The sequence below is a fragment of the Mucilaginibacter sp. P1_D10 genome (assembly GCF_056406215.1).
This window is the reverse complement of the sequence record NZ_JBFUAP010000002.1, coordinates 141,897-166,090: the sequence shown is the minus strand read 5'-3', so window position 1 is coordinate 166,090 and position 24,194 is coordinate 141,897. Positions and strand designations below refer to the sequence as shown.

The following is a 24,194-nucleotide window of genomic DNA, read 5'->3' as shown; positions in this document are numbered from 1 at the left end:
CCGGGCAAATTTATGCCTTCTTGCGTATTACCAGCTTTTTATTTTGTGCGCGGGCCACGTTATCCATGTATTGCTGCATCTCGGCATATTTTGCCGCCGGGATGATATGGTTATTCAAGTTGAATTTGGCTGTGCTTATTACCTGATTCTTTGCGGCGTCATATGCATAATTTACCTCGTAATTGCCGTAGCTAAACTTAAGGGTTTGGTTGGCCGGCAAAGTCTCTACCTCGAAACCGACTGGCAAATCTATAGTAGTAACGCAGGAGCGCTGCGATGGATATTTAAAAAAGAAATCCGATTTGCGTTTATCCAATGCGGGGTAGGTGGCCTGCCAAAGATCGAACACGCGAGGCTTGTAAAACTGCTTGCTCCCGGTGATGATATCGCAAAACTTCTCGTATTCCAAGCTTAGCTCTACCTCGTCGGTGCCGTTTTTGTCATCCAAAGGCTTAAACTCAAAGGCCGATGGCTGTTTGATATTGAGCGATTTTATCAGATGTTCCTTTTGGTCGTCGGTTTTTAAGGACGCTATGTTCAGGTATTGCTCGCGGAATTCTCCCGTGCTCAGCAGCTTCACGTTTGCTTTTGCTCCGCCATCGGCATCCAAAACGATGTGTACGCTGCTATTTAGTTGGTTGTCGGCACTGTTGCTGCGGGGGGTATTCACCAACTTGCCGCCATCTTCTGTTATCAGCAAGGCGTTCCGGTTTTCGGTAAATGGCCCAAGCTTGCCAAAGGTATGTGTGTTGCTGGTACATTCCAGCCAGGTGGTATCGCCTTTGAACGGGATGCATAAAATAGCATGGTTGAACGGATCGGTAGGGAAATTCGCATCAGCAGGCTCTTCATTGCTGCCTGCGCGCACCAAAGCGTAATACGAAGGGATGTTGGCAGCTTTTAATAAGGCATACATGTAATTTGACAGGCCTTTGCAATCGCCGTACTTTTTGTCGTCGACAAAGGTTGCCGGAAATGGTTTAAACCCACCAATGCCCAGTTGTATGCTCACATAACGCATGTTTCGCTGCATGTATTCATATAAAAACTTTGCCTTCTCTTTGTCTGTTTTTAAGTTGGCGGTCATTTGTTGTATCTCCTGCACCCGTGTTGGGCTCAGTGTGCATACATCAGCGTTTAACCCTTGTATCCATTTGCCAAAGTTTTGCCAGGTGCTAAAATCGCCCGGAATATTAGCGTAAACAAATGAATTATTCATAAAGGTAACCTTTGGGAACAACTGCCATGCAACAGCGTAGTCTTCCAGCTTAACGGCCTTTATGTTGTTGGCTATCCAGGTATAAGTCTCCAATCCATCCTGCATGGTTTTGGTGGGCTTAACGGATGTGCTGCGGCTGCTATACCTAAAACCAACTGAGGGAGGTACGGTAACCGAGCAGATTGAATTCTGTGTAGATTCCTCGTTAGCCTGTGGTGTCCAGCCCCCTAAATCTAAATAGCTGTTTGTGCTGGTTTCTAATATGAGTTCTATAGTGCAGGGGTACGATGCGATGGTATGCCTGAAATAAAGCATACGGTCGTCAGTTACGATAGTACTCCCGTCGGTAGCGGAGCGGTCGTACATATCGCTTTTGCCGTACTTCTTCAGCTTTAAACCGGCAGCATTGTAAACAATCATCTGAAAACCGTTAACACTGTTGAATTTATCATAGCCCACGCCAAACTCAGCGTTGTGGTCGCCTTTCTCATTTAGGATAGTAACGATGCTATGATATTTGGAGGTTACCTTTCCAGGCGCTTTAACAATGTACTCCTGGTACTCGTAACGTGTAACTGCATGCGCATCCTCCTTCAGCGAATCGGGGATGGTAGAGGCAATATAAAGCTCGGGCAGGATTGATTTATCCTGTGCCGCTGCCCCCGGGATTAAGTAAAGGCTTGCCAGCAATAGTATCCCGTAAAATTTGAAATGCCTCATATTAGGATTTTTTTAATACGATCTGCTCATTCAGCATCTCATACATTTTTTTATAAAACTCAAAAAACTCCGGATAGTCTTCTTTAAAGAATATCGACTTTTTATGCTCCACGCTGTACCGTACTACGATGGTGCCTTCCTGCTCGGCCACAATGCGTTTAAAAGTTATGCTCCCATCGGGCATTACCATTGACGTGCTTTTGGGTAGCGACTCTACCTTGTACCCGGCGGGCATTTTGTATGAGCCTACCAGGGTATTGCTTTTATGGTAGCCAAAATCCACATCGGTAAAGCGATTGGTGGCCAAAAACGGGTTCTTTTTTGCCAGGCCGAATATATTGGGGTTGAAATAAATATAATTATCGTCAGAACCGGCCAAATCCTGCGTAAAATCAATCGCCTCGCCAAGCGGCAGCGTATCTACAGCCATATTCTCGAACTTAACTGCCGATATGCGTACGTTGTTATCGTTATCGCGCAAAAAGTCGAGGTACTTCTTTTCGCCATCGGCATTGTATTTGTCCAAAGCATTAACCCGCTCATAATTATAATCGGTTATATTGGCCGTACCGGATAACTTACCGCCGGCCTTTATTTCACCGTTTATTAAAATGGTTTGCCTGGCGGGGTTTTCGTTTTGCAGGAATTTGATATCATATACCTTATTCCATTTATCCAGCATGAGCCCAAAACCATTAAGCATATTAGCAGGTACCTGGTTATAAACGTTGTATTTTTGTGCGGCATCAAGCACATAGTTTTTATCATCGTCTATAGCCACATAAGTAACCAGGGTATTGAATTTATAGAGAGTTGGGTACGCCGGATTTACCTTGCCATTACCCCTGGTGCTCACCAGCATAAGGAAAGCCCTATCGATGCCGGCCTTCCGTAGCAGGCGGCAAACCATAATATTCATTTCGCTGGAGTTGCCCGTCTTTTTGTCCCATGCCTTGCCAACGCCCTCGTAGGTGTACAAATAATAAATTTTATCCCACTTTACCATATTTTTTACTTCGTTGAAAATATAGGCTATCTTCTCATCATCGGTTTTTAAGGCCTTCGCTTTTTCAAGTATTGCTTCCTCGCCCGTAAGCTTTTTATCCAACTGCACCCCTAATCCCCTGTCAAAAACATATTCGCCAACCTTCGTCCAGGTACCTAAATAGGTACTTGAGAGATAGCCGGGGGCATCAAAGGAAAGGAATTGGAAAAGTATTCTTTGGCAATTGTCCTGGCGAGAGGTCATGTATGGCTCGTCGGGTATAGAAGGTATATTGGCAATTGCCCTCACCTGCGTACCGTCGTTAGATTTTTTGTCCACTACATAAGGCTGGTAATGGCTTTCGAGGTTTTTATAGGTCAATTGATCGGGGATGGTGGTCTCCAGTTCGCTGTACCGGTTGGGCAGCCTGCCTTGAAAATACCAATCGGGGAAATTACCTATGTTGTTTGTAGTAACCTCGTATCTATACTCCAGTATACACCCTGCCTTAACCTTAGGGAAAGAGAATACAATCGCCATATGGTCATTGTCAACCACTTCAGTAAATATCTGTTTCTTGTCTACAGGGGTTATTTCAATATTGCCATTAGTTTGATCAATGGTTTGGGCCTGCAGGTCTCCAATGGTTTCCAAATGCCCGACAGAAAAAAATTCTATCCTGATATCGCCTTCGTTTTTAGCATTATCGTTGAATATCTTTATCCGTTTGTGCCTGTTTGTTTTCAGATTTCCGGTACGGTCAAAGTAAACGCTTGCCTTGTCAAATAATACCATGGCATTGGCATCCTTTTCAAAGTCGCAGTATTTTAGCTCAAGGTCGGCCTTATCCACTTTGCCGAAGGGTTGCGTGGTGGGGATAGTTTGTGCTTTAACTGTACAGACAAACAAACCAGCCAGTAGAAGCATTAGAATCCTGTTCATATCAATTATTAAATTAGTTGGGGGGTATTACTTTACGATTTCTTCAGCACGATTGGCTCGTTCAGCATCTCGTACATTTTTTTATAGAATTCCTGAAAATCCGGATAGCTTTCTTTGAAATAAATGGTTTGCTTTACATCTACCGTAAAACGTACAGATACGCCCCCGCCCTGCTCGCCAAAGATACGCTTAAAGCTTATGCTACCATCGGGCATTACCATGCTTACATTTTTGGGTAAAGATTCTATTTTGTAACCAACCGGCAATTTATACTGCCCTACCAGCATAAAGCTGTTGAGGTAGCCAAAATCCACATCGGTAAAGCGGTTTCCGGCCAGGAAGGGGCTCGTTTTTGCTTCGCCCAATAGGTTGGGGTTAAAATAGATATAGTTTTCGTCGGATCCCGTAAGGTCGAGGCTAAAATCCACAGTTTGCTTCAGCGGCAGGCTATCTACCTCCATATCTTCCAGTTTCAGCGACGTTATCTTCATGCCGTTGTCGCCGCCGCTCAAAAAGTCGATATATTTTTTCTCGCCGTCGGTTTTGTACCGCTGCACGGCGCTTACCTTGTGGTAACCGTAGCTTACGAGGCTGGCAGACCCCGTTGCTTTGCTATCGGGCTTTATTTCTGCGGTTACTATGGCAAAGCGTTTTACGGCATTTTTGTTCTGCACGAAAACCATTTCGTAGTTCTCAGCATCCTTATCCATAGCCAGGCCGAAGGTATTCAACACATTAGATGGTACCTGGTTATACAGGTTGTACTTGTTGCTGGCATCGAGCACATACATTTTTACGGTATCTACGGGTATGTAGGCCACCACATTGTTGAATTTATACGAACTTGGGAAGCCGGGGTTTACCCTGCCATGGCCGCGGGTGCTTACCAGCATAGGTTGCACGTTTACGCCCGATTTTTTGAGCAGGTGGCACAAAATCATATTGATCTCGCCCGAATTACCGGCTTTTTTGTCCCAGGCTTTGCCAACGCCATCGGTGGTATATTTATAATAAGACCCGCTGAATTTCATGGCGTTTTTAACCTCGCCAAAAACGTAAGCAATCTTCTCATCTAAGGTTTTAAGCGCTTTGGCTTTAGCAATAATAACTTCTTCCCCGGTGAGCTTTTTGCCCAGCTGAGCGCCCAGATCTTCATGCTCTATCATGTTTTTGCCAACCTTTGCCCAGGTATCGGAGTAATTGCGGGCATAGTAACCCGGTATATTTATGCTGAGGAGCTGGAACAGCAGGCGTTCGCAATTATCCTCGCGCGAGATCATGTAAGGCTCATCGGGGATGGATGGGATATTAGCAATGGCCCTGGTTTTGGTGCCGCTGCCTTCTTCTTTGTTTACGGCCCAGGGCTGCGTGCGGGTTTCCAGGTTTTTGTAATATAATAAATCGGGCACGGTGGTTTTCAGTTCGCTGTAGCGGGTAGGCAAGTGGCCTTGAAAATACCAATCCGGGAAATCGCCCACGTTGGCTGCTGTTAAGGTGTACTTAAACTCCAACACCGATCCTGCCTGCACATTGGGGAAAGAGAAAACCAGCGCCGAAGTATATTTATCAACGGCTTCGGTAAATATCTGTTTTTTATCAACCTTGGTTATAACGGGTTTTCCATCAACCATGTTGATGGTTTGGGCCTGCAGCCCCGTGATGTACTCGGCACGGTCTGCGCTATAATATTCTATTCGGATATCGCCCTCGTCTTTGCCATTGATGTTGAATATTTTGATGCGTTTGTGTACGTTGGTTACTACCTGGTACTGCGTATCGAAAAACACGTCGGCTTTATCGAACAGTACCATCGCATTGGCATCTTTCTCAAAGTCGCATGCTTTCAGTTGCAGGTCGGCAAGGTCTATTTTGCCAAAAGGTTGAGTGGTTGGGGGCGTTTGCGCTTTAACGGTTATGGCAAGCAGGCAAGCCAGTAGTAAGGTAAGGGTTTTAATCATGTGATAGCTAAATTAGGATTAGGCCCAACGAATATAACACCTGCCGATGAAATTTCGTAATTTATTACGAATAAAAAAACGAACTCCTTCAGTTTTTTTCTATTCGTAAGACAGGTTATCAGGATTTTTTGAGTACAATAGGTTCGTTCAGCATTTCGTACATTTTTTTGCAGAAAGCGTAAAACTCCGGGTAATTTGCTTTGCTGTACACGGCGTTTCTAAAATCGACACTGTAGCGTATAACGATATTTGAGCCATCAGCGGCCACCACACGTTTAAAAACAACGCTGGTATCAGACATCATCATGCTAGCCCCCTTTGGCAACGCATCTACCTTATAATTAGCCGGGATAACAAAGGTGCCGCTGATGAGGTAGTTGTTATGATAACCAAATTCTATATCGGTGCTGCGGCTTTCGCTGAGGAAAGGATTGGTACCCAGCGAACTGAATAGGTTTGCGTTGAAGTAAATGTAATTCTCGTCGGCCCCTGTCAAATCCTCCGTAAACTCAATATCCTGCTTAAGCGCAAGCGTATCAATATCGACATTATCTAATTTGAGTGAAGTGATTTTTAGTGCGCTATTATTATCGGTTAAAAAATCCGCATATTTTTTCTCGCCATCGGTTTTATAACGGCCCAGGCTGCTGATACGGTTATAACCAAAACTGCTTATCTGAGCCGTACCGGCCATTTTGCCGGTTGGTTTAATTTCGGCGTTTATTAAAACTACCTGCCTTACAGGCTCCTCCTTTTCCAGTTCGATGATATCGAAAACGCTTTTATCTTTATCAATATACAAACCCGACGAGTTTAATAGCGAGGCAGGTGTTTCACTGTAAATATTGTACTTGCCGGTTGCATCTAATACATAGGTTTTACTGCCAAGGTCGGCGTAAACAACGGCTTTATTAAACTGATATAAAAAAGGGTAGTAACGGGTAACTTTACCATGGTCGCGGGTGCTTACTACCATAGGGTAAACGGGCAACCCTGCTTTTTTCAGCAAATGGTACAAAATCAGGTTTATCTCTGCCGAGTTGCCTGTTTTCTTCTCCCATGCTTTCACGGTACCATCGTTGGTGTACCACCTGTTGGCGCCATTCCATTTCATGGCATCTCTTACAGTATTAAAAATATAGGCTATCTTCTCGTCGGCGGTTTTGTACGTGGCGGCTTTGGCTATAATAACCTCTTCGCCCTCCAGCTTGCGTTTAAGCTGTTGGCCAAAATCGGGCTCATCGGCCAGTATGCGACCAACCTTAGGCCACGAGTCGGCAAATGTCCTCACTACCCCGCCAACAGGTTTTACAGAAACCAAATGGTAGGTGAGCGATTGCAGGTTATCTGCGTATGACGACATGTAGGGTTCATCGGGCAACGAGGGTATATTGGCCAGTGCTCTTAGCGTCTTTTTCAACCTAAAGGTTGTGCCGAATACGGTACGGGCATCATCTGTCTCATTGAACTTCACCAGCTGCTACTTAAGATTCGATTTAATGCTAAAAGAAAGCTGCTCGGGCATTACAGTGGTGAGCTCGTTATAGCGCGAGGGTATCATATCCTGAAAATACCAGTCAGGGAAGTTAACTATCGAATTGGTATTCAGCACATACTTATACTCTATTACAGACCCCGACTTAACATTGGGCATGCTAAACACTAAAGCCGACCGGCTTTTATCTACTACTTCGGTGTAGATGAGCTTCTTATCCAGTTTGATAATCTCGGGTTTGCCATCAACCAGGTTTATGGTTTGCGCCTGCACGCCGTTGATGTATTCTAAATGGTTGCCGCTAAAGAATTCCACCCTTATATTGGCTAAATCTTTACCCTTGTCGTTAAATATCTTGATGCGCACGTGCCTTTCCATCGACAGGTCAAAATTTTCGTCATATGCTATTATGCCCTTATCGAACAAAACCATGGCGTTGGCTCCTTGCTCAAAATCGCAGAATTTTAGCTCCAGGTCGGCAACATCAATTTTTCCGAAGGGTTGGGTGGTGGGTTGCGTTTGCGCTTTGGCAAAAGTACACAGGCACGATAGCAATAGGGTAATTAAGGTTTTGGAATTCATAACAAGGGCTTGGTACAGCGAATATACTGTACACCGACCACATATGCTATCGCCTTATAATTTTTAATTAAAAATAAAAAAACTAAACCCTTTTGATCCAAAGCTGTCATACTAGTATGACAGCCAACATGAAGAGCATCCGGCATTTGTATGCACGGGCGGGCTTTGGCCTTAGGTTTGAGGATTTGGATACCCTTGGGAAGCTATCTGTAAAAGAAGCGGTAGCGGCTTTGTTCCGTGCATCAGAAAACAGCGACCCGGCCACCATCATTGCAGGCAACATCAACTACAAAGACTTTCTATTGGCCAACGAGGGCACCAAGAAGATGTTTCTGCAGGAGCAGCGCCAGCAAGAAAAAGCCCTGAATATTGATTGGGTGAACAAAATGAGCAGTACCGATGCGCAGCTGCGCGAGAAGATGACACTGTTTTGGCATAACCATTTTGCCTGCCGAACTCAAAACGCCTGGTATGCCCAACAACTGAATAACATACAGCGCAGCAACGCCCTCGGCAATTTTAAAACCCTGCTGATGGAGGTATCGAAAGCGCCGGCCATGCTCCAGTTTCTGAACAATCAGCAAAACCAAAAGAACCATCCCAACGAAAACTTCGCCCGAGAACTGATGGAGCTTTTTACCATTGGCCGCGGCAACTATACTGAGCAGGACGTAAAGGAATCGGCACGGGCATTTACCGGCTGGAGTTTTAAGAAGGATGGCAGCTTTGTGGCCCGCCCCCTTCAGCATGATACCGGGCAAAAAATCTTCCTGGGCAAAACGGGCAATTTTGCAGGCGAGGATATCATCGATATGCTGCTCGCTAAAAAAGAGACGGCTCTGTTCGTCTGCAAAAAACTGTACAGGTATCTGGTTAACGATGTACCCAACGATGCGCACATCAACGCCATGGCGGATATTTTTTACAATGGCAATTACGAGATAAGGCCGCTGTTGCAATACGTATTCACGGCCGATTGGTTTTATGCAGATACCAACATCGGCAACCTGATAAAGGCACCTGTGGAGTTTATAGTGGGGCTTAACCGGCAGTTTTATATTACCTATCAAAACCCCGATGTGGTGCTACAATTTGAGCGGGCCCTGGGGCAGGTGCTGTTTTATCCGCCCAATGTTGCGGGCTGGCCGGGCGGTAAAAACTGGATAGACAGCTCATCATTGATGTACAGGCTCAAGATACCCTCGACCGTGCTTAATGGCGGTGTAATTGAGTTTAGCGGCAAGGTAGACCCCGAAGACGAAGCCTTTATAGCCACCACCCGCAAACAAAAGGAAGCTGTAATTACCAAGATACAGGCACAGGCCGATTGGGATAAATTCATGAACAGCATACCACGGGGCGCTGGAAAAGCTGCCCTAGCGCAAACCCTACTGGCAGCGCCCTTGAGTGCTGGCATTACTGAAGTAATAAATAATACGACCGATATAAAGGCATTAGCTATTGAATTAGTATCTACACCAGAATATCAATTATGCTAAAAACATATCCGTTATGAAACGCAGAGATTTTTTAAGAGGTTCGGCATTGGCTTCGGGGGCATTTTTAATCCCTTCGTTTTTAAAGCCATTGGAAGCGATGGCCATGGGGCAACTCTCCGGCTATAAGAATTTGGTGGTGATACAGCTATCCGGTGGTAATGATGGCCTTAACACCATCGTGCCCTTCGGTAACGACATTTATTACCAAAAACGCAAAACCATTGCCATACAGCAGCCCGATATAATCAAACTGAACGATATGCAGGGTCTCAACCCTAACCTGACTGCTTTGAAAGAAATTTACGACCAGGGCTGGATGAGCGTGATCAACTCGGTAGGTTACCCCAATCCCGATAGGTCGCACTTCCGTTCGATGGACATATGGCAAACCGGCAGCGATGCCAATCAATTTTTAACTACCGGCTGGATAGGCCGCTACCTGGATTCTAACTGCGCTACCTGCAATAACCCTTACACCGCTATAGAGGTTGATGATACCCTATCACTCGCCCTCAAAGGCGCAAAAATGAAGGGCATAGCTGTAGAGGACCCCGGCAAGTTATACCAGGCTACCCGGCAGCCATTCTTTAAGCAATTGGTGCACGGCCACGATGCTGCCCACCTGAACGAGGATAACCTGGGCTACCTGTATAAAACCATGATAGAGACCTATTCATCTGCAGATTATATACAGCAAACCTCAAAAACCTATAATACTACCGCCACATACCCGCAAACGCCATTTGCCAATCAGCTTAAAAGCGTGGCTAAATTCATCAACTCGGGCCTGCAAACGCGGGTTTATTATGTATCGTTGAGCGGGTTTGACACCCACACCGGCCAGCAGAACCAACAGGGCCGCCAGCTAAAGATTTATGCAGATGCTGTGGCGGCGTTTGTTAAAGACCTTAAACAGGCTGGCAAACTGGATGATACGTTGGTGATGGCATTCTCTGAATTTGGCCGCCGTGTAGAGCAAAACGCCAGTAACGGCACCGATCACGGCACCGCCAACAACGTAATGCTATTTGGCGGCAAGCTAAAAAAGGCCGGCATATATAACAATGCGCCAAACCTGGCCCAACTGGATAACGGCGACCTGAAATACGAGGTAGATTTCCGTTCGGTGTACGCCACGCTGCTGGATAAATGGCTAAATGTAAGTAACAGCCAGGTGCTTAATAAAAACTTTGCCGGACTGGATTTTGTATAGGTGATTTTGAATGCAGAAACAGCGATGAGGTAGAGATCCGTGCTAGACCTATCTCTCAATCTCCCTTTACAAGTGAGAGAGGCCGCCGGCAATAGTCTCAAAGCAGCAGCGTGTTGGGTCTAATCGCCAGCCCATCCCGGCCACTTACCCTCTCAACTAACCGAAAATCACCCTCCTCCTCTGCTATTTTATAATATATTTGCGCCTCCTTTTCGTAATTAACTCAAATATTGTATTTTACATAAAATTAATAGCCCTAACCCACCCCTGTTTAATGGAGGATATCTATAAAATCATTCTGGAAGAGACACTTGCCGGCTATTGGGATTACTACATACAAGAAAATAAGGTAATCTTAAGCCCGGTTTTTAAAGCTATGTTTGGCTACCAGGACGATGAACTGCCCAACACCACCGCCACCTGGGCCAACCTTATATTGCCCGAAGACAAGGTGGTGATGGATAATTGCGTTAGCGGGCATTACAAAAGCCACGGCGTAACCCCCTACAACGTTGAGGTGCGCTATCGCCACAAAAACGGCAGCATAGTTTGGGTAAACAGCACCGGCCGGGTAATTGAGTGGGATGGCGATAAGCCCCTCCGTATGGTGGGTTGCCACTTTGATATTACCCAACGCAAAAAAGCTGAGCAAAACCTGGAGATAAGCGAAGAAACTTTCCGTAATGCGTTCGAGCATTCTTCCATCGGCATGGTGCTGGTATCTACCGAGGGGAAATTTTTGAAAGTAAACAAGAGTATTTGCGATTTGCTTGGCTACACCCGCGAGGAGCTGCTGGTAAAAACCTTCCAGGAGATAACCCACCCCGACGATTTGGAGGCAGACCTTACCCTGCTGCAAAAAACCCTGAACAAAGAAATCCAGAACTACCAGCTGGAGAAACGCTATTACACTAAAACCGGAAATGTTATTTGGATAGTGCTCAACGTATCTTTAGTGTTAGGGCAGGATGGCGAGCCCTTGTACTTCGTATCGCAAATAAAGGATATCACCGCCCGAAGGGAAGCCGAAGAAGCCCTGCGCGAAAGCGAACGGAGGTGGGTATTCGCATCGGAAGGTACCGGTGGCGGCCTATGGGATTGGGACATAAAAAATGGCACTATCTATCACTCAGAACAATGTTTGCGGATGATAGGCATGGAAAAAGAGGATTTTGGAACCAAACTTGGTGAGTGGACCAGTCGTGTACACCCGGCCGATAAAGCTAAATACATCGCTGATTTAAAAGCCCACCTGCGCGGAGAAACCGATATCTACACCAACCAGCACCGGGTTTTATGTAAGGACAATACTTACAAGTGGGTGCTGGATCGCGGTAAGGTGATGGAGTACGACAGCGACAATAAACCCGCCCGTATCATTGGCACCCATACCGACATCAGCGACCAAAAAAATAAGGAACAGCAATTACGCGATACCTTAAACCTGGTGAGCGGGCAAAACAACAGGTTGCTGAATTTTGCCTACATCGTATCGCACAATTTGCGCACGCATGCCAGCAATTTTAAAATGATAATGGATGTATTGGGCGACCCGATGACCGAAACCGAGGAAAAAGAGGAGCTGTCAGGGCATCTCCTGAAAGTATCGGAACAGCTGAATGAAACCATCGCCAATTTAAACGAAGTAGTATCGATACAAACTAATATCGACATCCAAACCAGCAAGCTTAACCTGCGTACTTATTTCGAAAAGGTCACGGAATTACTGAGCAATGATATCGCGATGTGGAAGGTAGATATTGACAACCGGATTCCGGCCGACTTCATTTTAACCTATAGCCCGGCCTACCTGGAGAGCATCATCCTTAACCTGGTAAGCAATGGCATCAAATACCGCTCGGCAACTCAGCCCCCAAAAATCATCATTGATTATTTTACCGAGCCCAATGGCGCATACGGCTTTACCATTGCCGACAATGGCGTAGGCATCAACCTGAAAAAAAATGGTGCGGATTTGTTCGGCATGTATAAAACCTTCCACGGCAACCGCGATGCCAGGGGCATAGGGTTGTTTATTACCAAAAACCAGGTGGAAGCCTTTGGGGGTAAAATAGAGGTAGAAAGCGAGTTGGGTAAAGGGACTACTTTTAAAATTTATTTGGGGTAACCGTATTTTTCTGAACTCGAATTTGGGGGAATTAACGAATTTTACAGAATTGCTGCACCAACACTAAGGCTTTCTGGAAATTCATAAAATTCGTTTAATTCGAGTTCAGACAAATGAGCTCAACCTAAGCCCCAAACCTCGCCAAAATAGCTTCTGCACTTAACTTTTCCTGTTCGCCGCTTTGCATGTTTTTAAAGCTGAGCAACCCGCTCTGCATCTCGTCGCTGCCGATAAGGACAGTGTAGGGTATCTGCTTGTTGTTGGCGTATTCCATTTGCTTTTTCAGCTTGGCCCCTGCAGGGTAAAGTTCGGCATTCACGTTATTGTTACGCAGTTGCTGCAACAATGGCAAAGCATAAGCTTCCGCTGCAGCATCGAACCCGATGATGAGCACCTGTGTGCTTTGTTCTGCCGATGCCGGGAATAAGTTCAGTTCCTCCATCACATCATAAATACGGTCGGCACCAAAAGAGATACCCGCACCGGTTAAGCCCTTCAGGCCGAACATGCCGGTAAGGTCGTCGTACCTGCCTCCGCCGCCTATGCTGCCCATGGCCACTTCGTTGGTCTTCACTTCGAAGATAGCGCCGGTATAATAGTTCAGGCCGCGGGCGAGGGTAATGTCCAGTTCCAGTGTAGCGCGCTTTAGCGGTGTGTATTGCAGATAGTTAAACACAGTTTCCAGTTCGTCGCAGCCTTGAAGGCCAATCTCAGATGTAGCCAATGCCTCGCGCAGCTTTTGCAGTTTCTCCGCGTTATTACCTTCCAGCAAAATAACGGGCTTCAGTTTATCAATATCAGCTGCGGTAAAGCCGCGCTCTAACAGCTCTTTTATCACGCCGTCTAAGCCTATTTTATCCAGCTTATCAATGGCTACGGTGAGGTCAATTATACTATCGTATTTATCTATTACTTGCGCAATTCCTGATAGAATTTTTCTATTATTTATTTTTATGGTAAAATCCTTCAGTCCCAACAGGCTTAAAGCCTCGTCGTAAATCATCACAAATTCCGCTTCGTTAAGCAATGAAGCAGAGCCCACTACATCCACATCGCACTGGTAAAACTCGCGATAGCGGCCTTTTTGGGGCTTATCGGCACGCCATACCGGCTGCACCTGGAACCGCTTGAACGGGAAGGTAATCTCATTTTGGTGCTGCACTACGTACCGGGCAAAGGGAACGGTGAGGTCGTAGCGGAGGGCTTTTTCGGAGATAACTATTGCAAATTTATTATAGTCAATACATTCATCAACAAATTTTAATGCCAATTCTTCGAACTCTGGTTTACGCTCAGCAACCGGGTCAACAATCCCCTCGTCATATGCAGGCTGTCCTTTTCCTTCACGTACCTTGGCTTGAAGATAGTCACCCTCTAACGCGGTAAGCTGCTTAAATGTGGGAGACTTAGAAAAATAGTCCCCACTATTCAATACCTTAAATATCAGCTTATCCCCCTCATCTCCATACTTACCGGTGAGGGTGCTCAGGTTCTCCATGGTTGGCGTTTCTATCTGCTGATAGCCATACTTGCGGAACACGCCTTTAATGGTATCGAAGATGAAATTGCGTTTAGCCATTTCGGCCGGAGAAAAATCGCGGGTGCCCTTGGGTACAGATGGTTTGATGGATGCCATGGCGCAAATGTACGAAAACGCGGGAAGCTTAAGAAGGAGCGAACTTTGATTTGCATCAAACGAAGCGCTTCATTTGCAATACCGCTCTGCTTACCGATGATTGCCGCGCTATCGCTCGCAAGGACGAAGGCGCGTTTTTCGCCTCGGCTTAGCCCAAAAAACAAAGCCCTCCCGAATGCTCGGAAGGGCTTATGTTGAAACTATTATTTCTCTGTCTTATTAAATGTTTATTGGGCGCTACGGGCCTGGTTCTTCATTTGCTCGTTGGCAACGATTACGATTTCTACACGGCGGTTCTGTGCCTGGCCGTCAACGGTGCTGTTATCGGCAATCGGTTCAGATTCGCCTTTACCAGATGTAGTTAACCTTGAGCTTGCAACGTTACTTGCGGCTATAAAAGCTTTCACGGCTTCGGCCCTGCGGATTGAAAGAGCCATGTTAAGCGCATCGCCACCGGTATTGTCGGTGTGGCCCACAATCAGGATGTTTGTTTGCGGATTATTCACCAATGATGCCGCCAGGTTTTGCAGGTTGGTACGGGCAGCGGCCTTAAGGTCCGACTTATTGATATCGAATAAAATACCCGAATCGAATTTCACCAGGATACCTTCCCCTTCGCGGATAACGGTTGCGCCCGGCACGGTTTGTTTTATTTCAGCAGCCTGCCTATCCATGTTACGGCCTATGAATGCACCGGCTGTACCGCCAACAGCACCGCCTATTATAGCACCCAGGGCAGTGTTACCAGCTGCTTTACCAATAAATGCACCAATGGTACCACCGGCACCTGCGCCAATGGCAGCACCCTTTTGTGTTTTGGTTAATGAGTTACAGCCGCTGCCGATAACACCTAACGAAGCTATTGCAATACTGAAAGTAGCTATCCTTAATTTTAAAGTCTTCATGTTGTATATAGTTGTGTATTTGGTTAAACACTTGCAAAGCAGATGCCAAACCCTGCGTTTGGCAGCAATTCACAAGCATTATCCACCAGGCTTAAAAAACCATACCACAACTATAGTTTTTTAATTCAAGGGAAAGCCAGAAGGTAAAAATGGCAGTTGCCACAAATATTCCCTACAGCTACTGACTGTAATTTAGGACAAAATTAGCTAAAAACGCCTATTGCCTGATAAGCTTTGCCGGGATGATGAGCGTAAAGGTGCTGCCTACGCCTTTCTCCGAACGCACCTGCAGCTCTATTCCGTGGAAAGCCGCTATCGATTTTACGATGGGCAGCCCCAGTCCAAAGCTATCCTGCTTAGGCGATTGTTTTATTTTTTTGAACCTGTCGAAAATGTAGGGCAATTCGTCTTCGGCGATGCCTATGCCGGTATCGTTTATGCTGATTACGTAGTAATTCTTTACCTTTTCGCCGTTTACAATAATTGAGCCATCGGGCTTATTGTACTTAATGGCGTTGTTTACCAGATTGAACAGCAAGTTGAACAGCAAAAACTTGTTTACGTTAACCAGTGCTGCATCCTGGCTCAGTGCCAGCGCGTAGCCTATGTTTTTCTCCTGCAGGCGTATGGATATCTCTTCATACAAATCCTGCAGCATATCCGTTAGCGATATCTCGTCTTCCTTCAAAAACTGCTCGTTCTCTATCTGCGATATCAACAGTAGCGTTTTGGTAATGCTCTTGAGCCTGTTAAGTATTTTCTGCATCTCCAGCATGCGCACCTTCATCTCATCGTTTATATCCTCCTGCTGAAACATATTCTCGATTTTGGATTGCAGGATAGAGATTGGGGTCATCAGCTCGTGCGAGGCGTTGGAGATAAACTCCCGCTCTTTTTGGAAAGCATGCTCAATAGTTTCAATCATCTTATGGATGCTGAAATCGAGATGCTGAAAATCGGAGGTGGTGGTTTTAACCTGCGCATACGAGGTAAAACTGGGGAACTTGGCGCCCACCAGCTTGGTGCGTATAATGCGGCTTAAGGGCGCGAGGATATAGTTAGAATACACCTGATCGGCCAGGATGGTGAGCAATATCATGCCCAGCAATATCAGGAAAGCGATGTTTTGCAAGGGGCCGGTGGTATCGTCTATGGTTTCGGTGCTTTTGCCAATTTCCAGCAGGTAGTTCTTTTTGCCAACCATAAAGGTATGGCTCAGGATGCGGTAATCGATAGTGTCGCGCTCAACCGAGCGGCGTTCATTTTGTATGGTATCGGCGTAGTAATCGGGCTCCGCTTCATCCAAACTAATATACTCTTCCTTTAGCGGCAGGTAGCTGCCGTAGCTTTGCCCGTCTTCTATATAGGTTTGTATGCCCTTCTCCTTTACTATCTGCAGCAGCTTATCCTTTTGTTTAATGAGGCGGTCGTCGGTATAGTTGCGGTTGATGCTTTCGATAATGGAGGGCAGCAAAAGCACAAAAAGGGTTACGATTACCAGTTTTGATAAGGCATTAAACAGCGTTAGTTTGGTTTTTAGCTTCAAATACTTAAACGTTTGTTTTTATACGATAACCCAACCCGCGCACGGTTTCCAGCCAATCGGCGGCGGCAAAGGCACCCAGTTTTTTACGTATATTTTTGATGTGGGCGTCAATAAAGTTGCTGTCGTAATCGTCGTTCACTACGCTGCCCCAAATGTGTTCGCTGAGCTGCGCACGGGTTAAGGTGCGGTTCTTATGCAATATAAGGTAAGCAATCAGGTCGAACTCTTTTTTAGTAATAGCGCTAACCGCATTGCTCATGTAAGTGATGGTGCGGTCGGTAAGGTTTACCAAAAAACCATCAAGGTCTACTACCTGGTTTACCAGCCCAAACTTGCGGCGGGTGATGGCTTGCATACGGCTTTGCAGTTCCAGCAGCGAGAAGGGCTTGGCCAGGTAATCGTCGGCACCCAGGTCAAGGCCTTTTATACGGTCGTAAACTTCGGCGCGGGCGGTAAGGATGATGCAGGCTGCTTCTGGGCGGTTGCGTTTGGCTTCTTTAAGCAGATCCAAGCCTTCATAATCAGGCAGGCCAAGGTCTATCAGTATAAAATCGTAGAGGTTAACGGCAATTTTTTCAGATGCCGATGCGCCGTTGAAGCATAGTTCGCAGATATAGTTGTTCTTGGATAAGAACAGCTCCATCTCATAAGCCAGCGCTTTTTCATCCTCTATTATTAAAACATTCATCGGGCATCAATAAAAAACGTAATAAAATGTAAGGTTGTAAAAAGATTCGCGGCGGTTGAGCAGGGCTCCTTCCACATTTACCGGGATAGAATATTTGTACGAGAACTCCAGCGTGTAATGCGGCCTGTTGTACGATACGGGTATCTTGAAGCTGTAATTGAGCATGGTGAATTTGGCGTTGGCGCGAGCCCCCGTCGCGTTCTGGTTGCGGATATAGATATTATCAGCCTCAAGCTGGTACTTATGGTCGATAGAGTACCGCTGTACAAAGTTTTGCGTACCCAATATAAAGTTGAACGATGGGTTGATGGAAAGGTAATCCTGGTCGTCGAAAATACTCCAGCTGCTCTCCCAGTATTTGGAGTTGCTGACAGTGGCAAACACATCGTACGATTTACCAAAAAGGTAATCGGCCACCAGGCTGGTTTTCGCGAAGCCCCAATCGTACGAGTTTTTGAAGTTGATATCGTTGGATGAGGCCGACTTGATGATAGCCGACTTATTATTGAAAATAAACCGCGTATAGCTTAGCGTGCCGGTAAAGTTTTTAGACAGGCGGTAGAAGTACCCGCCGCCAACGTCTATCTCATCAACCAAAGGCACTTCGTAACCTAATACCTTTAGCGCCGAGCCGTATATAAAAAAGCCCGATTTGTAATTCACTACCAAATCGGCAGCCATAAATGGGTACTTTTTGGGGCCTGTACGGCCGAAGAACAGCGCATCGCTGCCATAATTTATCCCCGCCGAAAGCGAGTTTTTGCGTACGATAACATTGGTATCGGCAACGGCTTTGGCAACGGTATCTGTATCGGCTACCAAACGGGTTTGCAGGCCTGCAAAGGATGCAGGCTTTGCCACTGCTGCGTTAAACGCATTGCAACTCATTACTAAAACTAATATGCCGAAGTATCTCATTGATAAAACGCGGTAAACTTAGTATTAATTATTGTTTCTTCTGGGAATTTCGGGTGGCCGCTCCATGCCATCGGGCCGTCGCTGCCGTTTTGGCTTCACTTTTGGCTTGCCGGTAAGCGGGTCTATTTCTTCCACTTTTTCGGGCTTAGGTTGTTTTTTGGCCTTGGCTACCTCTTTTATTTTCTTTTTCTCTTCTTCCTGCTGCCGTTTTTTGTCTTTGTTAGTTGTATCGCGCTGTTGTTGAAAAACCGGGCGCGCGTCTATATGCATGGCACCGCCACGAAAATTATGATTGCTGCTGATATTGGAGCTGGCAGATAAAAGGCGTGGTGCGGATATCAACAAGAGTACAATATACAAAAACCACTTTATCATTTCAGAAGGAAAACAAATGCGTTATTATTCGTATAAACAACCCCCAAAGGGGAATTGCCTACATCAATAATAACAGCCGAGGGTAAAAATTAACTTATATAGAGGCCTGGTTAGTAATATTGGTAAATATATAAATAGCCTATTGAGCCGCCAAACGCTTAGGCCGTTAATTTAATATCTTTTGATGTGTAAACCCGGGCATGGTCATCAATAATGATGCAGGCCATTTGATTAAGTTTATTGATGAGGTATAAACCGGCGTTTATGCCCATGGCAATAATAGGGGTTGCCATGGCATCGGCAAGCTCAGCACCGGGCGTAATAATGCTTACGCTTTTTATTTTGCTCACTGCAAAGCCGCTATCGGGGTGTATGTTGCCCGCAGGTACTGCACCGCCGGTGTAATTAAGCTTTTCTGAATTGAAGGAGGTAGCAATAGCCATATTGCTGATGTTTACGCCTGCAAAAGGCTGCCCGGCTTGCGATGGATCTGCTGTGCCAATGGTCCACGGCGTGTTATCGGGCTGCAAGCCCCAGCTAAGTAAATCGCCGCCGGCATTAATAACGCCGCTGCTTACGCCTTCCATCTGTAAAATATATTTTGCCCTATCGGCGGCGTAGCCTCTGCTTATGGCGCCCAGGCCTATGCGCATACCTTTGTTCTTTAAAAACACGGTTTGTTTTGCGGCATCGAGCACTACGTTTTTGTAGTTGGTGAGGCTAAGCTTGCGTTTTGCTGCCTTGGTATCGGCATCGGCAATTTGGTTGGCGGGGTAGGTAACATCAAAAGTGCCGTAAGTAAGCTCTGATATTTGCAGTGCCCTATCAACCAGATTAAAAATTTCGGCATCTACGCGTACCGGGCGTATGCCGGCATTGCGGTTAATCTCGTTCAGCTTGCTATCTTCGGTAAAGGTGCTCAGGAGTTTCTCAACGCGGTTTATTTCGTTGATGGCGCTATCAATGCGTTCATTGGCCCAATCGGCATCATTAGCCACCAGGCTTATTGCAAATCCATTACCCATCAGGCGTACTTCGCGTGCGAAAATTGTATTGATACCTGTTAAATTTTTTACTGCCAGCATATGCTTCAAGATTACGTACCGTGGTGATTAGTTGCAGCCGCCTTAAAAAACCGGGCAAACGCCTAACCTAACATTGCTAATGTAGCGGGGCATTATGAAATTGGGATGAAAACGCCGAGAAATGATATTAAATCATTATTTTGCACCAGCGATATATATAAATATTACAATATATATTTCATACCTGATAATCTTAAACAACTAAACCGGCCAGCAAGTACGGGCCGCCTACTTATGAGAAAACTCGCCCTTTTTGCTTTACTGCTGTGTACGTCCAGGTGTTTAATGGCCCAAAACGGCAACAAGGCAGAGCTAAACGGCCTGGTGGGCTTAAGCTCGTTCACCGCAGAAAAATACAAGCTGCCCGGCCATTTGCTTGGGGCGGAGTTTGCCTACCACTTTGATATGGCAAACAACAAAGCGCCATACATCCGCATACTCAATATCCAAGCTATAGATGCCGTGTTCGGCATGCGCAGCTTTAACAATGTAAGCGTGGTAGATAGCGTGTCTACAACGCATCCGATAGGCCATGTTTACACAGTAATGGGGCGTTTAGAGATCCCTATTGTAAAACTCGGTGGCACGCGCCTGGTTTTTGCCCCGGCATTGGGTGTTGCTTATGCTACAGGCACGTACTTTTCTAACGGCAACCCGCTTATTGGCAGCCACATTAATTTGTGTACACAAGCGGGGGTGTTTATTTCAACCCCGCTGAGCCAAACCATTGCTATAAAGGGGGGAATAGATATTTTCCATTACTCCAACGGCGCGGTACGGGTGCCTAACAATGGCATCAACACGGTAGAGGCTTCATTCGGCCTCATCAAAACGCTGAACACCCCGGGGCCGCAAACCAGCAGCAAGGCATTCAGTGAGTTTTATAAACATTCGTTCGAAATAGGGTTTGATGTGGGCCGGCGTGGGGTGCAAAAAGCCGAAGGTGGATTATATAAAACAGGTTTTTCCGCAGCTTACAATTATCGCCTAAGCCCGGTACTGAGCTTAAAGGCCGGAGGAGAGGCCGTTTACTATTATACCCTCTACCATCCCGATAACGACCCCAAAACCAACCTGGAGCCTACCTACCAGTATCATGGCACCTCGTACGACAGATGGCGATACGGCCTAAGCGGCGGTGTAGATTTGTGGATGGGGCGGTTGGCTATTATGGCTAACTATGGCTTTTACCTGCACTATAAAAGCACCACCAATATCAACAGCTATTGGACCCCCGGCGTGAAATATTATGTGCTGCCATGGATGGCCCTACAGGTTAAGGCCTACATACACGGCAGCGATTGCGATTATTTGGGTGGCGGCTTAATTTTCCGCGCGCATTAAGCTGAAGGAGAAAGCATCCGCGCATTAGAATCCAGGAAAAGAGTCGACGAAGAAAAGAGAATTAATTTATGGTCTGGCGGTTTTCAAGAACGCATACCATACGCTTACTGACTATGATTGGGGTACGCCGAAGCTTGGGGTTTCAATCTCACCGAGGTTGTGGAACACTATATTAGAAATTTTAGCCAACTGTAATGCTTCCATCGTTTTGCGGGTTACGATAATACTAAAATTTGCATTTGGGAGAAAAATATCGCTACCATCCCACTGGTCAAGGCCGACATATAAACCCTTAAGGTATTTACCTGTCGGACCGCCTTCAATGAGGCTTTTCTCAAGCACCACAGATGATTTATCATAATCAATCCGCCCGCACCTGCCAGTAACAGATAAACCACTGTAACCACTGATAACGTTGCCTTTTCTGTCTAAAACCGTAACTGGGAATGTCTTGAACCCCGATTGTTGCGCCTCTTTCATTACCGATAGCATATTATCAGAAATCAGGTGCAACCCCGGCCAGCCAGTATCCAACATATCACGCAACTTAGTACCGTACTTTTGCTTAAAAACTACAGGGAAAGAAATGTTGGCATATTCGCCCATTATTAAGCGATGCTCATAAAACACGCCATCGTCATCGCGGCCGAGCAAGCCCTCTGCCTGCACTTGAAAAGTTGAGGAAAGTGATTTACCTTCCATTAAATAAAAATCGCTTATTGGCAGTGCTGCCACCTCCATGGCGGTGCTCCTATCCGCTCGCTGTGTCGTATCAGGCAACACGGCTCTTAACGTTTGCAAAAATGTTTTCAAAATCATCTGCACCCGTTTTTTTCATTAAGCGGCGGTGCCTTCTTTCAACCTTTCGGCATTCTCTGCAAATTGCAGGGCTTCCATAATCTCCTGCAGGTCGCCGTTCATTACGCCGTTAAGGTTGTATATGGTTAAGCCAATGCGATGCTCGGTTAAACGGCCTTGCGGGTAATTATAGGTACGTACTTTGGCGCTCCTATCACCCGTGGCAACCATCGTTTTACGTTTTTTAGACGTTTCTGCAAGATGCTTTTGCAACTCCATTTCGTACACACGCGAGCGCAGTACGCCTAAAGCTTTATCGTAATTTTTTAATTGAGATTTTTGATCCTGGCACTGCGCAACAATACCTGTTGGGATGTGCGTTAAACGCACCGCAGAATAGGTAGTATTTACCGATTGACCACCTGGACCAGATGCGCAGAACAAATCCTTACGGATATCGCTCACCTGCAAATCGATATCGAACTCGTCAACCTCTGGCAATACTACAACACTCGCAGCAGACGTATGCACACGACCCTGGGTTTCGGTATCGGGAACGCGCTGTACGCGGTGCACGCCGCTTTCGTATTTAAAGTTGCCATAAGCATCTTCGGCATTTACGTTGAATACAATCTCCTTATACCCACCAGCAGTACCTTCGGTGTAGTCTACCAGTTCGGTTTTCCAGCCGCGGCGTTCGCAATAACGCATATACATACGGTACATATCGCCTGCAAACAATGCTGCCTCATCGCCGCCCGTGCCACCACGTATTTCGATAATGGCATTTTTAGAATCTTCGGGGTCTTTCGGTATCAGCATCAAACGGATTTTTTCTTCCATTTCATCCTGCCTGGTCAACAACTCGTCCAATTCCATCTTAGCCATCTCGCGGAACTCCTCGTCCTTCTCGGTAGCCAAAATTTCTTTATTGGAATCAATGTTGCTCATAATGTTTTTGTAAACATTATACTCGTCAACAATTTTAGCAAGGTCTTTATATTCTTTGTTCAGCTGGGCAAAGCGCTTCATATCGCTCATCACGTCGGGGCTGCTTAGCTCAACTTCAACCGCTTTCCAGCGTTGGTATATCAGTTCTAATTTCTCTAACATCTTATTTCGAAAATCAATCGCAGCGCTTGTTGGTTAGGCTAGCCCCGCTTTTTATTACAAACCTTTTTCTACGCGTAAACCCCGATGCTCAAAAGGCTTTTCATGCCAATCGGGTTTAGCTTACGCAGTCTATTGCAAAAAACATGCAAAAATACGCAAATTAAGGGATATAATATATTCAGCGAATTGTAAATAGATTAGTGCTTCCAAACGGGTACAGCCTCACGCTCGAAATACTTTAGGGTTAAGTCGGTACCGTCGAAAACTGCGTAGCTGGAATTATACAGCCAGTCGCCGAGATTAATATAACGGGAATTTTCCGTTAAGGCGATATCCAGCGGTTTATGCCGGTGCCCGTAAACCATGTAATCGTAATGCTTGGTCTGCAGCAATTCGCGTGAGTAAATTTCTATCCACTCCTGCGGGTGCAGTTTAGCTTCGCCAATACGGGCATTGGTTTGCTTGCTATCGTGCGACCACGCATTGGCCAACCCAATACCCAAATTAGGGTGCAACCTGGCAAAGGCCCATTGGCAAAGCCTGCTGCGGAATATCTTCTTAAGGAATTTGTATTTTTTATCGCCGGGCCCAAGGCCATCGCCGTGGTGCAGGTAAAAAGTCTTCCCATTGCGCACTATTTCCAGTTCGTTGGTGATGATGGTGGCACCCAGTTCTTTCTCGAAGTAATCGAACATCCACATATCGTGGTTTCCTTTAAAAAAGTAAAGCTTTATGCCGGCATCTGCCAGTTCGGCCAGTTTGCCTAAAAAGCGGATATACCCTTTAGGGATTACCGTTTTATACTCGAACCAAAAATCGAACACATCACCAACCAGAAAGAGTTCGGCAGCATCGGCTTTTATCATATCCAGCCAGCGGATAATGCGGGCCTCGCGGATGGCCGAGGTGTCGGCACCGCCTACACCCAAATGAAAATCTGAAGCAAAGTATAGCTTATTACCGGTTGGCATATCCGCCAAAAATACGGCAATAAAGCACAGCGGACAAGTGGCAATTTAAAGCAGCTTGTATTAAAACCCATGTT

General features: G+C 46.0%; 19 protein-coding genes. 4 read left to right on the top strand and 15 right to left on the bottom strand.

Going from position 1 to position 24,194, the window contains the following annotated elements:
• Positions 1-10: 10 nt before the first annotated feature.
• From AC1DYT_RS03175 to AC1DYT_RS03155, 5 genes are all read right to left on the bottom strand, one after another.
• A complete protein-coding gene (locus AC1DYT_RS03175) occupies positions 11-1,939 on the bottom strand; it encodes a DUF3857 domain-containing protein (RefSeq protein WP_477468204.1) in 1,929 nt (642 codons plus the stop codon).
• A 1-nt stretch (position 1,940) separates the two neighbouring features.
• Positions 1,941-3,866, bottom strand: a complete 1,926-nt coding sequence (locus tag AC1DYT_RS03170) for a DUF3857 domain-containing protein (RefSeq protein WP_477468203.1) — start codon at positions 3,864-3,866, stop codon at positions 1,941-1,943.
• A gap of 32 nt (positions 3,867-3,898) precedes the next feature.
• Positions 3,899-5,824, bottom strand: coding sequence for a DUF3857 domain-containing protein (locus AC1DYT_RS03165; protein WP_477468202.1), 1,926 nt, complete (start codon positions 5,822-5,824; stop codon positions 3,899-3,901).
• 118 nt (positions 5,825-5,942) lie between these two features.
• Positions 5,943-7,298: a hypothetical protein gene (locus AC1DYT_RS03160; protein WP_477468201.1), complete on the bottom strand. Its 1,356-nt coding sequence runs from the start codon at positions 7,296-7,298 to the stop codon at positions 5,943-5,945.
• Between the two features lie 6 nt (positions 7,299-7,304).
• The gene (locus tag AC1DYT_RS03155; protein WP_477468200.1) at positions 7,305-7,901 is read right to left on the bottom strand and encodes a DUF3857 domain-containing protein; all 597 of its coding nucleotides are present in this window, start codon (positions 7,899-7,901) and stop codon (positions 7,305-7,307) included.
• A gap of 128 nt (positions 7,902-8,029) precedes the next feature.
• On the opposite strand from AC1DYT_RS03155, the gene AC1DYT_RS03150 reads away from it, so the two are divergent.
• From AC1DYT_RS03150 to AC1DYT_RS03140, 3 genes are all read left to right on the top strand, one after another.
• Positions 8,030-9,400 (top strand): DUF1800 domain-containing protein, encoded by a 1,371-nt coding sequence (locus AC1DYT_RS03150; RefSeq protein WP_477468199.1) that lies wholly within the window; start codon positions 8,030-8,032, stop codon positions 9,398-9,400.
• Positions 9,401-9,413: 13 nt separating this feature from the next.
• On the top strand, positions 9,414-10,613 hold the full coding sequence (locus AC1DYT_RS03145) for a DUF1501 domain-containing protein (RefSeq protein ID WP_477468198.1): 1,200 nt from the start codon (positions 9,414-9,416) through the stop codon (positions 10,611-10,613).
• A 274-nt stretch (positions 10,614-10,887) separates the two neighbouring features.
• The gene (locus AC1DYT_RS03140) at positions 10,888-12,741 is read left to right on the top strand and encodes a PAS domain-containing sensor histidine kinase (protein ID WP_477468197.1); all 1,854 of its coding nucleotides are present in this window, start codon (positions 10,888-10,890) and stop codon (positions 12,739-12,741) included.
• A 124-nt stretch (positions 12,742-12,865) separates the two neighbouring features.
• On the opposite strand, the gene hisS is transcribed toward AC1DYT_RS03140, so the two are convergent.
• From hisS to AC1DYT_RS03105, 7 genes are all read right to left on the bottom strand, one after another.
• Positions 12,866-14,377 (bottom strand): histidine--tRNA ligase, encoded by a 1,512-nt coding sequence (hisS, locus tag AC1DYT_RS03135; RefSeq protein WP_477468196.1) that lies wholly within the window; start codon positions 14,375-14,377, stop codon positions 12,866-12,868.
• Positions 14,378-14,604: 227 nt separating this feature from the next.
• On the bottom strand, positions 14,605-15,282 hold the full coding sequence (locus AC1DYT_RS03130) for a YiaD family glycine zipper/OmpA-like lipoprotein (RefSeq protein WP_477468195.1): 678 nt from the start codon (positions 15,280-15,282) through the stop codon (positions 14,605-14,607).
• A 217-nt stretch (positions 15,283-15,499) separates the two neighbouring features.
• Positions 15,500-16,828, bottom strand: coding sequence for a sensor histidine kinase (locus AC1DYT_RS03125; RefSeq protein ID WP_477468194.1), 1,329 nt, complete (start codon positions 16,826-16,828; stop codon positions 15,500-15,502).
• Between the two features lie 4 nt (positions 16,829-16,832).
• Positions 16,833-17,516, bottom strand: coding sequence for a response regulator transcription factor (locus tag AC1DYT_RS03120; RefSeq protein WP_477468193.1), 684 nt, complete (start codon positions 17,514-17,516; stop codon positions 16,833-16,835).
• Positions 17,517-17,522: 6 nt separating this feature from the next.
• Positions 17,523-18,434, bottom strand: a complete 912-nt coding sequence (locus AC1DYT_RS03115; protein WP_477468192.1) for a hypothetical protein — start codon at positions 18,432-18,434, stop codon at positions 17,523-17,525.
• A gap of 24 nt (positions 18,435-18,458) precedes the next feature.
• Entirely contained in the window at positions 18,459-18,809 is a 351-nt protein-coding gene (locus AC1DYT_RS03110; RefSeq protein WP_477468191.1) for a hypothetical protein, read from the bottom strand.
• Positions 18,810-18,967: 158 nt separating this feature from the next.
• Positions 18,968-19,894 (bottom strand): FAD:protein FMN transferase, encoded by a 927-nt coding sequence (locus tag AC1DYT_RS03105; RefSeq protein ID WP_477468190.1) that lies wholly within the window; start codon positions 19,892-19,894, stop codon positions 18,968-18,970.
• A gap of 234 nt (positions 19,895-20,128) precedes the next feature.
• Here AC1DYT_RS03105 and AC1DYT_RS03100 point away from each other — a divergent pair, with 234 nt between their 5' ends.
• On the top strand, positions 20,129-21,238 hold the full coding sequence (locus tag AC1DYT_RS03100) for an acyloxyacyl hydrolase (RefSeq protein ID WP_477468189.1): 1,110 nt from the start codon (positions 20,129-20,131) through the stop codon (positions 21,236-21,238).
• A gap of 111 nt (positions 21,239-21,349) precedes the next feature.
• On the opposite strand, the gene AC1DYT_RS03095 is transcribed toward AC1DYT_RS03100, so the two are convergent.
• The 3 genes from AC1DYT_RS03095 to AC1DYT_RS03085 form a co-directional block, all read right to left on the bottom strand.
• Positions 21,350-22,057 carry an imm11 family protein gene (locus tag AC1DYT_RS03095; protein ID WP_477468188.1) on the bottom strand — a complete coding sequence of 236 codons (708 nt, stop codon included), beginning with the start codon at positions 22,055-22,057 and terminating at the stop codon, positions 21,350-21,352.
• 18 nt (positions 22,058-22,075) lie between these two features.
• On the bottom strand, positions 22,076-23,149 hold the full coding sequence (prfA, locus tag AC1DYT_RS03090) for a peptide chain release factor 1 (protein WP_477468187.1): 1,074 nt from the start codon (positions 23,147-23,149) through the stop codon (positions 22,076-22,078).
• A 197-nt stretch (positions 23,150-23,346) separates the two neighbouring features.
• The gene (locus AC1DYT_RS03085; protein ID WP_477468186.1) at positions 23,347-24,120 is read right to left on the bottom strand and encodes a UDP-2,3-diacylglucosamine diphosphatase; all 774 of its coding nucleotides are present in this window, start codon (positions 24,118-24,120) and stop codon (positions 23,347-23,349) included.
• Positions 24,121-24,194 lie beyond the last annotated feature (74 nt).

Bases quoted from the DNA above. Each gene is read 5' to 3' on its own strand.
- prfA (WP_477468187.1), bottom strand. From the start codon at position 23,149: ATGTTAGAGAAATTAGAACTGATATACCAACGCTGGAAAGCGGTTGAA.
- AC1DYT_RS03115 (WP_477468192.1), bottom strand. From the start codon at position 18,434: ATGAGATACTTCGGCATATTAGTTTTAGTAATGAGTTGCAATGCGTTT.
- hisS (WP_477468196.1), bottom strand. From the start codon at position 14,377: ATGGCATCCATCAAACCATCTGTACCCAAGGGCACCCGCGATTTTTCT.
- AC1DYT_RS03145 (WP_477468198.1), top strand. From the start codon at position 9,414: ATGAAACGCAGAGATTTTTTAAGAGGTTCGGCATTGGCTTCGGGGGCA.
- AC1DYT_RS03170 (WP_477468203.1), bottom strand. From the start codon at position 3,866: ATGAACAGGATTCTAATGCTTCTACTGGCTGGTTTGTTTGTCTGTACA.
- AC1DYT_RS03150 (WP_477468199.1), top strand. From the start codon at position 8,030: ATGAAGAGCATCCGGCATTTGTATGCACGGGCGGGCTTTGGCCTTAGG.
- AC1DYT_RS03130 (WP_477468195.1), bottom strand. From the start codon at position 15,282: ATGAAGACTTTAAAATTAAGGATAGCTACTTTCAGTATTGCAATAGCT.
- AC1DYT_RS03110 (WP_477468191.1), bottom strand. From the start codon at position 18,809: ATGATAAAGTGGTTTTTGTATATTGTACTCTTGTTGATATCCGCACCA.
- AC1DYT_RS03100 (WP_477468189.1), top strand. From the start codon at position 20,129: ATGAGAAAACTCGCCCTTTTTGCTTTACTGCTGTGTACGTCCAGGTGT.
- AC1DYT_RS03155 (WP_477468200.1), bottom strand. From the start codon at position 7,901: ATGAATTCCAAAACCTTAATTACCCTATTGCTATCGTGCCTGTGTACT.
- AC1DYT_RS03165 (WP_477468202.1), bottom strand. From the start codon at position 5,824: ATGATTAAAACCCTTACCTTACTACTGGCTTGCCTGCTTGCCATAACC.
- AC1DYT_RS03095 (WP_477468188.1), bottom strand. From the start codon at position 22,057: ATGATTTTGAAAACATTTTTGCAAACGTTAAGAGCCGTGTTGCCTGAT.
- AC1DYT_RS03120 (WP_477468193.1), bottom strand. From the start codon at position 17,516: ATGAATGTTTTAATAATAGAGGATGAAAAAGCGCTGGCTTATGAGATG.
- AC1DYT_RS03105 (WP_477468190.1), bottom strand. From the start codon at position 19,894: ATGCTGGCAGTAAAAAATTTAACAGGTATCAATACAATTTTCGCACGC.
- AC1DYT_RS03085 (WP_477468186.1), bottom strand. From the start codon at position 24,120: ATGCCAACCGGTAATAAGCTATACTTTGCTTCAGATTTTCATTTGGGT.
- AC1DYT_RS03140 (WP_477468197.1), top strand. From the start codon at position 10,888: ATGGAGGATATCTATAAAATCATTCTGGAAGAGACACTTGCCGGCTAT.
- AC1DYT_RS03175 (WP_477468204.1), bottom strand. From the start codon at position 1,939: ATGAGGCATTTCAAATTTTACGGGATACTATTGCTGGCAAGCCTTTAC.